Below are 14006 nucleotides of genomic sequence, written 5' to 3'. Positions count from 1 at the left end.
AAGACTATTGCAATTTTTGCACATGTTGTTCTCACCCTTTGCAAACTCATGCAGAAATATATTAATATAAAAAAGGTGTACAAATACATCGTTAGAGGAGGAAGTTATGAACTACATAAAAGAACAAAATGGTCAATTATGGTTAACAGAAGATGAACGTGAAAATTTAAAAATTAGTTATCGCATTAAAGAAATCATTTACTCAGAGCATTCACCATTTCAACATGTCATGATTTTAGACTCATACGACTTCGGAAGAATGCTCGTACTTGACGGAGTTGTACAAACCACTTCCATTGATGGTCATATTTATAACGAGATGATCGCACATGTTCCTCTTTCTCTTCATCCGTCGCCGAAAAAAGTTTTAATTATTGGCGGGGGCGATTGTGGCGCAGCTCGTGAAGTGGCGAAATATGAAGAGGTAGAAGAAATACATCTTGTCGAAATCGATGAACTTGTTGTTCAAGCATGTAAAGAACATTTACCTGAAGTATCTGGAAATCTTTCGGACCCACGTGTGCAATATATATATAAAGATGGGGTTCAATTTGTGAAAGACCGTGTGAATACGTACGATGTCATTATTATTGACTCGTCCGACCCGATTGGCCCTGCACAAGTATTATTTGAATACGATTTTTACAAAAGTGTGCATGAAGCGCTCAAAGAAGATGGAATGATGGTTTGTCAAAGCCAATCCCCTATTTTTCATATGGACGTATTGAAACAAACATATACAAATATTCGTCATTTATTCCCGCATGTACACGTATATACAGCTACTGTTCCAACATATCCTGGCGGGCTATGGAGCTTTACGCTCGGTAGTAAACAACCTATTTCATTTGAGCGACTCAACACATTCACAAAACAGACGAAATACGCAAATGCGGATGTATTAAACCAATGCTTCCGTCTCCCACAATTTATGAAAGAACATCTCCAATCGTAGTCGGAATCATTCCGGCTACGATTGTTGACAAACAGATTTTTTTTATATTACGATACAAAACGTAATGATTACTATTATCTTTTTAAGGAGGACGAAACATGCGTGTCAAAGTCGTTTTACAATGCACAGAAACTGGGGATCGTAACTACATAACAACGAAAAATAAGCGAAACAATCCAGAGCGGCTAGAATTAAAAAAATATTGTCCTCGCCTAAAGCGCCATACGTTACATCGTGAAACAAAATAATCCGTGGCATATGCCACGGATTATTTTTAATGCAAATGAATGCGCCGCGCAAAATCAACGAAGCGAAATTTATCAAGACGATGACGGGACTCTGTATATTGAAACAAACTCGCATCATCTAAATAAACGTAATTCCGCACGACAACAACGTGCGTATATTGTTTAACATGTAAATACTTTCGATCTTCATCCGTACACTCTTCAACGAAAAATTCCTTTTTGGCAAAGCTAATTTTTAATTGCAATTCTTTTTCTAAATATTCATAAATGGAGCGCTCACATATATCTTTAGACAAAAACGGAACAAATTTTTTGTTAAAAAAATCTTTATCTAAAATAATGCGCTCGCCTTCAATTTCTCTCACGCGTACTACTTTCCAAATGTCATCTCTTGCCGTCACGTGGAGATGTTTTTTTAACATGTCATCGGGTTTCATCACTTCAAGTTGCTCAACAATCGTTCGCGAAGGTTTTCCTAACTTTTGTGCTAATTCTTTAAAACTAATCAAGCCCGAAATCGGGAAATCGAATTTACGAACGTCTAATACAATGGAACCTTTTCCTTTAATTTTTTGAATATACCCATGTTCCGAAAGTAAATTGAGCGCTTTGCGAATCGTTTCACGAGATGTCTCATATTGTTCAACGAGCTGATTTTCAGAAGGAATTTTCATTCCAGGTTTAAATATTCCCTTTTCAATTTTCGATAACAAGTCATTATAAATGGATAAATATTTATTTTCACTCATTGTTTATCACCGAAAAATATTTTACCATTATTTTTTCAAGTAATAAACAATGGATTCATACGGACGCAACATCATTTTTGTAAAATCGCTTGGCGAGTCGTCATAGTTCGATAATAATATTTCGCTTTTATATTCTGTGATGTCTACATGTTCTGGCCATTCAAACAACGTTTCTTGTCCGTAAAAATTATTAATCACAACAAGTTTTTCATCGTTTCCGTTACGTATATATGCAAAAATCGAAGGATGGTCTTCTAAAATGAGTTCGTAATCCCCTGTCGTAATGATGTCGTATCGTTTACGCAACTGAATTAGTTTTTGATAATGATAAAAAATAGACGTTGGATCTTGTAACGCTCGTTGAACATTAATTTCTTCATAATTGCGCGCGACAGAAATCCAAGGTGTTCCAGTTGTAAATCCCGCGTGTCGCTCATCGCTCCATTGCATTGGTGTTCGAGAGTTGTCACGAGATTTTCGCTGTAAAATATGCAATACCTCTTGTTCACTTTTTCCTTGTCCTTTTAATATTCGGTACATATTTAATGATTCGACATCTCGATAATCATCGATTCGTTCAAATTTTGGATCGGTCATTCCGATCTCTTCACCTTGATAAATAAAAGGGGTGCCCTGCATCATATGAATCGTTGTCGCTAACATTTTTGCTGATTGTTTATGATAACGTCCATCATCCCCATAACGAGAAACGATGCGTGGTTGGTCATGATTGCACCAAAACAATGCGTTCCATCCCCCGCCTTTATGCATGTTCACTTGCCATTTTGATAAAATCTTTTTTAACTGTAAAAAGTCAAAATTAGCAACTGCCCACTTCTCTCCATTTGGATAGTCAACTTTCAAATGATGGAAATTAAATGTCATATTCAGTTCATGACGATCAGGATTTGTATATAAAATACAATGATCAATAGACGTTGATGACATTTCTCCTACTGTCATCATATCGTATTTTGAAAATACCTCTCGATTCATTTCTTGCAAAAATTCATGAATGCGTGGACCGTCTGTATAATATTTTCTTCCATCTCCAGGGGGAATAGATCCATCATCGTCTAAAAATCGTTGATCTTTCGAAATTAAATTAATGACATCTAAACGGAACCCGTCTACTCCTTTTTGTAACCAAAAATGCATCATGTCATATACACGCTTACGCACTTCTTCGTTTTCCCAGTTCAAATCAGCTTGTGTAACATCGAACAAGTGTAAATAATATTGTCCTGTTTGTTCATCATACTCCCAAGCTGATCCCCCAAATTTCGATTGCCAATTGTTTGGTTTATCTCTCCAAATGTAAAAATGACGATACGGGTTATCTTTAGATGAGCGAGCTTGTTGGAACCATTCATGATCTGTTGACGTATGGTTCACAACGATATCCATCACAATTTTTATATTCCGCTTATGCGCTTCTTCAATAAGTTTTTCAAAGTCTTCCATCGTACCGTATGGTTCATAAATTCGATAATAGTCGCTTATATCATATCCATTGTCACGCTGTGGAGATTCGTAAATGGGGGTGAGCCAGATGGCATCAACCCCGAGAATTTGTAAATAATCAAGCTTTTGTATAACCCCTTGCAAATCACCAATCCCATCGCCATTTGTATCTTTGAAACTTTTCGGATAAATTTGATACACGACTGCTGTTTTCCACCATGGATGCATTTTACTTACCGCCTTTCGTTTTTGCGAAAATGTACGTCAACGTAAATGGAACGATAAGGACGATGGCCATGCCGATGAAAAACGGTGCCCATTTTTCAGGAAAAATCGATAAAAATCCAGGTAATCCACCGACGCCAATAGACGAAGCTTGCACTTTATTGATCGTAATAAAAATTCCCGCAATAGCAGAACCGATTAACGCTGAAATGAACGGATAACGGAATCGTAAGTTTACACCAAACATCGCTGGCTCCGTAATGCCCAAGTAAGCAGATACAGCCGATGTAAACGATAAACCTTTTAATTTTTCATCTTTTGTAGCGAACATCATCGCAAGTGCTGCGGAACCTTGAGCGATGTTCGATAACGCAAGCATCGGCCATAAAAATGTCCCACCTGTGCTACCAATCAATTGTAAGTCTACCGCTAAAAACGTATGGTGCATGCCTGTGACAACGAGAACGGCGTATAGCCCTCCATATACAAGCCCACCTAACGCTGCAAAACGATCAAATAAAGCAACAAGACCATCTGTTAAAGCGTTTGCAACACCAAACGTCACAGGACCGATTGCGATAAAAGAAACAAACCCCGTTACAAGCAATGCAATTGGAGCGACAAGCAACAATTGAAATGATTCCGGAATACGTTTTTTCAAAAATTGTTCTAATTTCGCTAACACATATGATGAAATTAAAATAGGTAATACTTGGCCTTGATAACCGATTTTTTGAATATCAAATCCAAATAAATTCCAATATGGCACTGTTCCTTCTTGCACAGCTGAAGCGTATGCCCATGCATTTAATAACGCTGGATGAACAAGCATAAGTCCGAGTACAATTCCGAGTAACTCGCTTCCACCAAATTTTTTAACAGCTGACCAACCAATTAATCCAGGTAAAAAGACGAACGCTGTATTGGCAATTAAGTTAATCATATCAGCAAAATCGCGCCATTGTTTATGAACATCAACAACTGATTTTCCTTCATAAAAAATTCCCGGGCCTGTTAAAATGTTATTTAATCCCATCAATAAACCAGCTGTGACGATAGCAGGTAAAAGCGGAATAAAGATGTCAGCTAACGTTTTAATGGCCCGTTGTAGCGGATTTAATTTTTTTTCCGCAGCGTCTTTAATGTCTTGTTTTGTCGCTCGACCGAGACCGGTCATTTCAATCATTTCGTTATATACTTTTTCCACTAATCCTTGACCAATCACTACTTGAAACTGGCCATTGACTGAAAATGACCCTTTCACAATATCAATGTTTTCTAATGCTTCTTTGTCCACTTTTCCTTCATCTTTTAACGCAAAGCGAAGACGTGTGACGCAATGTGTCGCAGCAATAATATTTTCTTTCCCACCGACCGCTTGGACAATTTTCTCAACAGATTGTCGCATCTTCTACTCCTCCTTCGTTGAAGCGTTTACACATCTTTTTATAAACTTGTATATACAAGTCGACTTGTTTGTTTTTATTTTAACCTGTATATACAAGTTAGTCAACCGCTTTCAAACATTTTTCAAAGAAAAAAAGATGCCCATATGGACATCCTCTTTATTTGCTTTCTTTTTTCCGAGCATACATCGCCGCATGTCTTTTAATTTCTCCGATTAACTGCATTTCTTCTTGTTTAGAAATCTCTAATGATATACCGTATTGAAATTCATTTGCATATGTTTTTTTCCAAATGACAACGCCGCGCACCGTTATCGGTTGATCAACAATTGTAAACTGTAACTCCACTTCCATTTCACCTTTGGCAGAGTCGATAGGTAAATGTAACTTCGTCTCCATGCGAATGCCACGCGGACTAATATCGTGAATTTCAGCCGCTCCTTTATCCGTTTCTACCTCCCGTTCTCCAATGCGTGTAATACGGAACGTGCACGGAATCGGTTGACCAAATTGATATCGGAAAGGTTCTTGTCGTTTAAATCTCATCATAAATCCCCCATATGAAAACTATACCTTCTTCAATATAATTGAAACAACGAAGGAATTCAAGGGAGTTATGACCATTTCACCCACGTCTCCGTAACATGACCAGCTTCTTCACAATCAAGCACGTACGTTACATTGCCGTATCGATCACTTAATCGCAATTCGTCGACATAAACCTCTTCCGTTATTCCTTTCTCCGTCTTTAAAATCACATATCCATGAGAAAGGAAATGACAGCTCACTAATCGATGTGGAGTCGTTTTTACTTCCTTAATGAGAAGTTGCCCACGTTTTGCGCGTGTAGATTGCTCGAGTTCTGTTCGTGCAATTTTTTTTACTGCTCCACGTTTTGTTACAAGAATAACGTTTTCTTCAGTTGCTTGCTGGCCAGAAACGACGCAATCTCCTTCTTTTAGATGAATTCCTTTCACTCCAGCTGCTCGAACGCCCACTTCTCCGATTTCTTCTTCTTGGAACAATAAACCGTACCCGTATTGCGTGACGAGGAATATACGGCCTGTGCCGTCTGTTTGATACACGTTTACAACTTCATCATCTTCCTTTAGTCGAATCGCTACAAGCGGTTTAGAGTATCGTTGCGCTTTATAATGAACGAGACTCGTTTTTTTCACAAACCCTTGTTTTGTAATAAATAAAACATATCCGTGAGAAAAATCTGTAACTGGAATAACACTAGTAATTTGTTCATCACGATCAAGCAAAATCATATTAGAAATATGTTGACCGATATCTTTCCAACGAATATCTGGAAGTTCATAAACAGGGCAATATAGATAATTACCTTTATTTGTAAACAACAACAACGTATGTGTCGTATTCATTTCAAACATACCGAGCAATCTGTCGCCCTCTTTCATGCCGATATCTTGTCCATTAGAAGCGCTATAAGACCGAAGACTTGTTCGCTTAATATACCCATCTTTTGTGACGGTAACAATGACATCTTCTTCAGGAACAACGACATTCATTTCAATTTTAATTTCTTTTATTTCTTCTTCAATCGTCGTTCTTCGCTCATCTGCATACATTTTTTTCATTTTTCTTAAATCGGCTTTAATCACAGATAATAGCTTTTTCTCACTTTCTAAAATGGTCGTTAATTCTTCGATTTTATGATTCAATGCGTTTGCTTCTTCACGCAAATCATAAATATCTGTATTCGTTAAACGATACAGCTGTAATGTGACGATCGCTTCCGCCTGAGGCTCTGTAAATTCATAGCGATTCATCAAATTTGCTTTTGCATCTTTTTTATCTTTGGAAGCACGAATCGTTGCGATTACCTCATCTAAAATCGATATCGCTTTCATTAGCCCTTCAACAATATGAGCACGTTCTTTTGCTTTTCGTAATTCATAACGGGAACGATTCGCGACCACTTCTTTTTGATGTTCGATATATGCATCTAATAATTGCGGCAAGCTTAATAACTTTGGACGACGCTCATGGATGGCAACCATGTTGAAATTGTACGTAATTTGCAAATCAGTATTTTTATACAAATAGTTTAAAATACCTTCTGCATTGCCGTCTTTTTTCACTTCGATAACGATGCGTAAACCTGTGCGATCTGTTTCATCACGCACATCAACAATTCCGTCCAACTTTTTTTCAAGGCGCAATTCATCAATTTTTTTAACTAAATTCGCTTTATTGACTTCGTAAGGGATTTCCGTAATCACAATTGCTTGTTTGCCGCCTTTCCCTTGTTCGATCGTTGCTTTAGCGCGAATAATAATTTTCCCTTTTCCTGTTTCATAGGCCGTTTTAATGCCTTCTTTTCCTTGGATGATGCCACCCGTTGGGAAATCCGGACCTTTTAATACGGTCATTAAATCATCAACTGTACAAGTCGGATGATCAATGCGCATAATCACTGCATCAATTACTTCTCCTAGATGATGTGGTGGAATTTCTGTCGCATAACCTGCTGAAATGCCTGTTGAACCATTGACAAGTAAATTGGGAAACATCGCTGGCAATACAACAGGTTCTTTGCTCGTATCATCAAAGTTTGGTCCAAATTCTACCGTTTCTTTATCGATGTCGCGCAACAATTCAGATGCGATTGCAGATAGTCTGGCTTCTGTATAACGCATCGCTGCGGGTGGGTCTCCATCAATACTTCCATTATTCCCGTGCATTTCAATCAGTACATTTCTCACTTTCCATTCTTGGCTCATGCGCACCATCGCTTCATATACGGAAGAATCACCATGTGGATGAAAATTACCGATAACATTTCCGACAGTCTTCGCTGATTTGCGAAACGGTTTATCGGCCGTATTTCCGTCCACATACATCGCATATAAAATGCGACGCTGCACTGGCTTCAATCCATCGCGTGCATCAGGTAGGGCGCGTTCTTGAATAATATATTTACTATACCGACCAAATCGGTCCCCTAACACATCTTCAAACGGTAAATCTAATACACGTTCCATGCTCTTATTCCTCCTCAGTTGTCATCACATGATCGTTCTCTAAAATATTCATATCGTCCTCTAAACCGAATTGCACATTAGACTCAATCCATTTTCTCCTCGGTTCTACTTTATCGCCCATCAATGTTGTTACACGACGTTCTGCACGTGCTGCATCATCAATACGAACACGAATAAGCGTCCGCGTTTCTGGATTCATCGTCGTTTCCCATAATTGATCAGCATTCATTTCACCAAGCCCTTTGTAACGTTGAATCGTATATCCTTTACCGATCCTTTTTAAAATAGATTGCAGTTGTTCATCTGTCCATGCGTATTCAATCACTTCTCTTTTACCAACTTTTTTACTTACTTTATAAAGTGGTGGAAGGGCAATAAACACTTTACCAGCTTCGATGAGTGGTCGCATGTAACGGTAAAAGAAAGTTAACAACAACACTTGAATATGTGCCCCATCTGTATCTGCGTCAGTCATAATGATGACTTTATCATAGTGAATATCATCGAGCGAAAAATCAGCCCCCACACCGCCGCCAATGGCATGAATAATTGTGTTAATTTCTTCATTTTTAAAAATATCAGCTAGTTTCGCCTTTTCTGTGTTAATAACTTTCCCGCGAAGAGGCAATACAGCTTGAAAACGACGATCACGTCCTTGTTTAGCTGAGCCACCCGCCGAGTCTCCCTCGACTAAATACAATTCATTTTTTTGTGGATTTCGTGTTTGAGCAGGTGTTAACTTTCCGCTTAATACATGTTCTTTTCCTTTTCTCTTTTTTCCAGAACGTGCTTCTTCCCGAGCTTTTCGTGCTGCTTCACGCGCTTGAAACGCCCGAATTGCTTTTTTAATTAACAATGTGGCGATATCTGGATTTTCATTTAAAAAGTACGTTAGCTTCTCGCTAACGACCGCTTCAACCGCCGAACGTGCCTCAGGTGTTCCTAGTTTCCCTTTCGTTTGTCCTTCAAATTGCAACAGTGCTTCTGGAATGCGGACAGATATGATCGCGGATAATCCTTCACGAATATCTGTGCCTTCTAAGTTTTTATCTCGTTCTTTCAATAAACCTACTTTTCGTGCATATTCATTAAACACGCGAGTCATTGCCGTTTTAGCTCCGATTTCATGTGTTCCTCCATCTTTCGTTCGCACGTGGTTCACAAACGAAAGCATATGTTCTGCATACCCATCATGAAACTGAAAGGCAAACTCTACTTCAATCTCGCTTTGCTCGCCGCTAAAAAATACAACCGGATGCAATACATCTTTTTCCTCGTTTAAATATTGTACAAACGCTTCAATTCCATTTTCGTAATAAAATGTATCACTTAATCCCGACCGTTCATCGTGTAATTCAATTTTCAATCCTTTTAATAAAAATGCAGATTCTCTCAAACGTTCGCTAATCGTTTCATAATGAAACGTTGTTGTACTAAAAATCGTTGGATCTGGTTTAAAGCGAATTTTTGTTCCTGTTCGCTTTGTTTCTCCAATTTTTTCAAGTGTACTGACAGGCTTTCCACCATGTTCAAACCGTTGGAAATATATGAAACCGTCACGTTGAATCGTCACTTCTAACCATTCTGATAAGGCATTAACAACAGAGGCACCAACTCCATGCAAACCACCGCTCGTTTTATATCCACCTTGACCAAATTTCCCGCCTGCATGTAATACAGTTAAAATAACCTCTGGCGTTGGTTTTCCTAGCTTATGCATACCTGTAGGCATCCCACGTCCTTCATCTTGAACGCTAATGCTTTGATCATTATGTATCGTCACAACAATGCGCTTTCCATATCCAGCAAGCGCCTCGTCAACGGCATTATCTACAATTTCATATACAAGATGATGCAAACCACGACTATCTGTACTTCCGATATACATCCCTGGCCGCTTACGAACAGCCTCTAATCCTTCTAATACTTGAATGGTATCTTCGTTATATGTAAGAAGTTGTTTATCTGTCACAATCATTCCCCTTTCACAACAAGAACATTTGTTTCTATTTTTTCGACTTTCTCTATTTTAACATACATTCGGAAAACGTCCAACGTCATGAAGAAAAAGAACGACCATTACAAAAAGAATGGTCGTTTTTAACGTGTGAGCGCATGTTCTACTTTGATGCAGCGATCCATCACCACGGTATAACCTTTTTCAGTTAAATCACGGTACACCTCTTCATCATATACACCTAATTGCGCCCAAAACACGTCCGCATCTATTTGTACAAATTGCTCAGCAATTTCACGTAAATGTTCAGAGCGACGAAACACATTCACAATATCGACATGTCCTTCAATATCCGTTAACGTAGCAACAGCCGGAATACCTTCCCATTCTTTAATAAGCGGGTTAACTGGAATGATTTCATATCCTGCTTCTTTCATCGCTTTTGCGACCATGTACGATGTACGTTCCGGACGATCTGACAATCCTACGACAGCAATTCGTTTTGCCTTATTTAAAATTTGTTTGATTTGTTCACGATTTAAACTCATCTCATTCCCTCCTTGTAATAACCTAGTATTTCTTCATGCAAAAAAATAATCCTGCCTTCATTTTTTAAAAAAGCATGTTACAATAAAAACATGACCTTTATAAAGGAAATACGAATGAAGTAGAGGGGGCTTATAATGTCCATTTTGCTTATGATCATCGGTTATTTACTTGGTTCGATTCCGTTCGCGCTACTTGTTGGGAAAATCGGATACGGAATTGACATACGTGAACATGGGAGCGGTAATTTAGGCGGGACAAATACATTTCGCGTGCTCGGTGTAAAAGCGGGATTAATTGTAACAATTGCCGACATTTTAAAAGGAACGTTAGCTGCAAGCTTACCTGTATTGTTTCATGTAGATGTTCATCCGCTTCTTACAGGGATGTTTGCTGTGTTTGGTCATACATATCCGGTGTTTGCACAATTTCGCGGTGGAAAAGCGGTTGCGACCTCTGGTGGAGTGTTGCTATTTTATTCACCCGTCCTTTTTATGACGATGTTAGCTGTCTTTTTTCTCATCTTGTATATATCAAAATACGTTTCGCTTTCATCTATGTTAACGGGCGTGTATGCGACCGCTTATGCATTCATATGGACAGACGATATCCCATTGCGTATTGTCGTCACGTTATTGACACTTTTTGTGTTTTATCGCCACCGAGCAAACATAAAACGCATTTTAAACAAAACAGAACCGAAAGTGAAGTGGTTATAGCATGACTATGTGTCATTTACCAGAACAATTTATAACAAAAATGAATGCTTTGCTTCAAGATGAAGCGGAGCGTTTTTTTGCGACGTACAATGAAGAAAAAGTTCATGGTTTGCGGGTGAATACACTAAAAGTTTCACCGTCGACATTTTTAAACATCAGTCCATGGGAACTTGAGCCAATTCCTTTTTGTTCTACAGGATTTTATTATCGCGATGCCCAACCTGGCAAACATCCGTATCATGCTGCCGGATTGTATTACATTCAAGAACCAAGCGCAATGTTTGTCGCTGAGGTGCTTGCCCCATCTTCAGGGGAGCGAGTGCTTGACTTATGTGCAGCACCCGGCGGGAAAACAACACAACTAGCAGCCATGATGAACAATGAAGGATTTTTATTGGCAAACGAAATTCATCCAAAGCGTGTCAAAGCTTTATCTGAAAATATTGAGCGACTTGGAATTACAAATGCTGTTGTTACAAATGAAACACCTGAAAAACTATCGGAAACATTTGAAGGATTTTTCGATAAAATTTTAGTTGATGCCCCATGTTCCGGAGAAGGAATGTTTCGAAAAGACGAAGAAGCGATTCAATTTTGGAGTTTAGATCATGTCCAAAAATGTGCACAAACACAAAAACATATTTTATCTTGTGCTTATAAAATGTTAAACGAAGGGGGCACACTCGTTTATTCGACGTGCACATTCTCCCCTGAAGAAAATGAGCAAATCATCGACTGGTTTTTAGCGACTTACAACGACATGGAACTCGTTCCAATCGAAAAAGAACACGGGATTCAACCAGGTGTTGTCCGTTGGACGAACACATATAACGAACAAATCGCACATACGGCAAGGCTTTGGCCTCATCATCTCCAAGGAGAAGGGCATTTCGTTGCCAAAATGCGCAAACGAGGAGAAGCAAAACGATGGAATGGAAAAGTAGCCACTTCTAACGTATCTAAAGCAATGCAGCGCGATTATGAAACGTTTATAAACCATATAATCCAAACGACAATAGGTGGGACGCTTTACGCATTTGGGACGCATATATTTGCTCTCCCTTATTTATGCCCACGTTTAGACGGCTTAAAAGTCGTTCGACCTGGTCTCCATATAGGAGAATGGAAAAAAAATCGCTTTGAACCAAACCACGCTTTAGCTATGGCACTAACAAAACAACAAGTACAAGCACACCTTCCGCTCACGCTTGAAGAAAGTATCCGATATATCAAAGGAGAAACATTACAAACAAATGGCGATCGAGGATGGATATTAATTACTATTGACGGTTATCCACTCGGTTGGGGAAAAGAAGTAAAAGGAGTGGTAAAAAACTTTTACCCGAAAGGATTGCGGATAAAATAGGATGTCCCTCGATATATGGGACATCCTATTTTGTAATTGTAACTGTAAAAGTCATATCATCTTTACTTAAATCAAACGTTTTCGCTTTAAGCATATATCCTTTTTTTATACGAATATCGCTGACAACAATATAAATGCGCTCTTTTTCCGCATCCACTTTCACCCAATTCGGTAAAGACGCATGCTTTTCTATATACGCCAATACATATGGAACAGGCAAACGAAGCTGTCCGAATGTCATTGTTGGATGAGCCAGTATAATGTTCCCGCTTTCATCAACATTTGGATCAAATGCCATCGTTAAATCGACTTGTTTTCCGAATATCGGAATCGCACTTGTAATATAGAGGCGATCAGCTAATTGAACATCATAAGACAATTCCCCTTCTTTTTTATGCTTCTGGATATAATCACGAATTAACGTATTCATATGTTGTTTAGATGTTTGCACAGTAAATGTTGGTCCTTCCCCTTTGATGTTTGAGACATTTGGGGAAGAAGATGGCTGAAACATATAAAAAAGTAGTAACACGATCATTAGAGCGTTTATCCCTAACAAGCTAAAAAATAAAATTTTCCACTTCACAATTCATTCTCCTATCCATTCCTGATGTCTTTGTAAGTATTCGTATATGCGCTTTGCCATTTGTTCATAGCCTATTTTGTTCGGATGAAATTGATCATCATACAACACATCATCCCGTCCTTCAAACAGATCCGCAATAGGTACAAATAGTGTACGATCATAGCGAGAAATTACTTCCTTACTTCCTTCGTTCCACATGTGTATAATCTCATCCATTTCAGGTATATTTGGAAAAGCTGAAGAAAACGGATTGTATAATCCAATAAGCACAATATAAGCGTCTTGATTCATATGACGAAGAAGTTGCAGTTGCTCATCAAGCCGGGACGCAAATGCCTGTTGTTCCTTTACAAACAAATCATATGTTAAAGATAAAAAATGTGAACGAACAACTTTCATCATATCATTTCCACCAATAGTGATAAAAATAAGATCTGCTTGCTGAATCACCGATTCGTTATTTATCATGACATCTGCCAGTTGTGTACTACGTAATCCTCGTTTGCCAAAGTTGTGCACAAACACTTTATTTACATCTTCACGACTTTCTAAATATTGCTTGATAAATGTGACATATCCACCTTGCTCATCGCCCACTCCTTCTGTTAATGAGTCGCCTAACGCCACAATTTGTAAATCACGTGGTTTCATTTGCACTTGTTCTTTCTCTTTCATCATTGTCGGTGTAGAAGAACATCCGACTAAACACATGCAAAGGAATAGAAGAAGAAATTTGTTCACAGAAAATCCCCTCTCTATAAAAGAAAAGACAAA

The 14006-nt window shown here is 38.5% G+C and carries 13 protein-coding genes; 4 read left to right on the top strand and 9 right to left on the bottom strand.

Features of this window, described 5'->3' with window-relative positions; all coding sequences use genetic code 11:
* Positions 1-106 precede the first annotated feature (106 nt).
* Together speE and rpmG are read left to right on the top strand one after the other, a co-directional pair.
* Positions 107-955, top strand: coding sequence for a polyamine aminopropyltransferase (gene speE, locus AFK25_RS07230; RefSeq protein WP_009361226.1), 849 nt, complete (start codon positions 107-109; stop codon positions 953-955).
* A 98-nt stretch (positions 956-1053) separates the two neighbouring features.
* Positions 1054-1203: a 50S ribosomal protein L33 gene (gene rpmG / locus AFK25_RS07225; protein ID WP_003397205.1), complete on the top strand. Its 150-nt coding sequence runs from the start codon at positions 1054-1056 to the stop codon at positions 1201-1203.
* A 26-nt stretch (positions 1204-1229) separates the two neighbouring features.
* Here the strand turns inward: rpmG and treR are convergent, their stop codons facing one another.
* From treR to AFK25_RS07190, 7 genes are all read right to left on the bottom strand, one after another.
* Positions 1230-1952: a trehalose operon repressor gene (gene treR / locus AFK25_RS07220; RefSeq protein WP_009361225.1), complete on the bottom strand. Its 723-nt coding sequence runs from the start codon at positions 1950-1952 to the stop codon at positions 1230-1232.
* Between the two features lie 27 nt (positions 1953-1979).
* On the bottom strand, positions 1980-3644 hold the full coding sequence (gene treC, locus AFK25_RS07215; protein WP_035066455.1) for an alpha,alpha-phosphotrehalase: 1665 nt from the start codon (positions 3642-3644) through the stop codon (positions 1980-1982).
* A gap of 1 nt (position 3645) precedes the next feature.
* Positions 3646-5049 carry a PTS system trehalose-specific EIIBC component gene (treP, locus tag AFK25_RS07210; protein ID WP_035066457.1) on the bottom strand — a complete coding sequence of 468 codons (1404 nt, stop codon included), beginning with the start codon at positions 5047-5049 and terminating at the stop codon, positions 3646-3648.
* A gap of 157 nt (positions 5050-5206) precedes the next feature.
* Positions 5207-5596, bottom strand: a complete 390-nt coding sequence (locus AFK25_RS07205; protein ID WP_049720878.1) for a PilZ domain-containing protein — start codon at positions 5594-5596, stop codon at positions 5207-5209.
* A 65-nt stretch (positions 5597-5661) separates the two neighbouring features.
* Positions 5662-8058, bottom strand: coding sequence for a DNA topoisomerase IV subunit A (parC, locus tag AFK25_RS07200; RefSeq protein WP_035066461.1), 2397 nt, complete (start codon positions 8056-8058; stop codon positions 5662-5664).
* A gap of 4 nt (positions 8059-8062) precedes the next feature.
* Entirely contained in the window at positions 8063-10036 is a 1974-nt protein-coding gene (gene parE, locus AFK25_RS07195) for a DNA topoisomerase IV subunit B (protein ID WP_035066463.1), read from the bottom strand.
* A 122-nt stretch (positions 10037-10158) separates the two neighbouring features.
* On the bottom strand, positions 10159-10563 hold the full coding sequence (locus AFK25_RS07190) for a CoA-binding protein (RefSeq protein ID WP_009361219.1): 405 nt from the start codon (positions 10561-10563) through the stop codon (positions 10159-10161).
* 135 nt (positions 10564-10698) lie between these two features.
* Between AFK25_RS07190 and plsY the strand changes: the two genes are divergently transcribed.
* Both plsY and AFK25_RS07180 read left to right on the top strand, forming a co-directional pair.
* Positions 10699-11280 carry a glycerol-3-phosphate 1-O-acyltransferase PlsY gene (gene plsY, locus AFK25_RS07185; protein ID WP_009361218.1) on the top strand — a complete coding sequence of 194 codons (582 nt, stop codon included), beginning with the start codon at positions 10699-10701 and terminating at the stop codon, positions 11278-11280.
* A 1-nt stretch (position 11281) separates the two neighbouring features.
* Positions 11282-12646, top strand: a complete 1365-nt coding sequence (locus tag AFK25_RS07180; protein ID WP_035066465.1) for an RsmF rRNA methyltransferase first C-terminal domain-containing protein — start codon at positions 11282-11284, stop codon at positions 12644-12646.
* Positions 12647-12671: 25 nt separating this feature from the next.
* On the opposite strand, the gene AFK25_RS07175 is transcribed toward AFK25_RS07180, so the two are convergent.
* Both AFK25_RS07175 and AFK25_RS07170 read right to left on the bottom strand, forming a co-directional pair.
* Entirely contained in the window at positions 12672-13232 is a 561-nt protein-coding gene (locus AFK25_RS07175; RefSeq protein WP_035066467.1) for a YpmS family protein, read from the bottom strand.
* Between the two features lie 3 nt (positions 13233-13235).
* Complete coding sequence (locus AFK25_RS07170; RefSeq protein WP_035066469.1) at positions 13236-13973, bottom strand: SGNH/GDSL hydrolase family protein; 738 nt, start codon at positions 13971-13973, stop codon at positions 13236-13238.
* Between the last annotated feature and the right edge of the window lie 33 nt (positions 13974-14006).

This window comes from Anoxybacillus gonensis (assembly GCF_001187595.1).
In the GTDB taxonomy this organism is placed as follows: domain Bacteria; phylum Bacillota; class Bacilli; order Bacillales; family Anoxybacillaceae; genus Anoxybacillus; species Anoxybacillus gonensis.
Note: the sequence above shows the minus strand (reverse complement) of the source record. Positions and strands in the feature narration are given on the sequence as shown.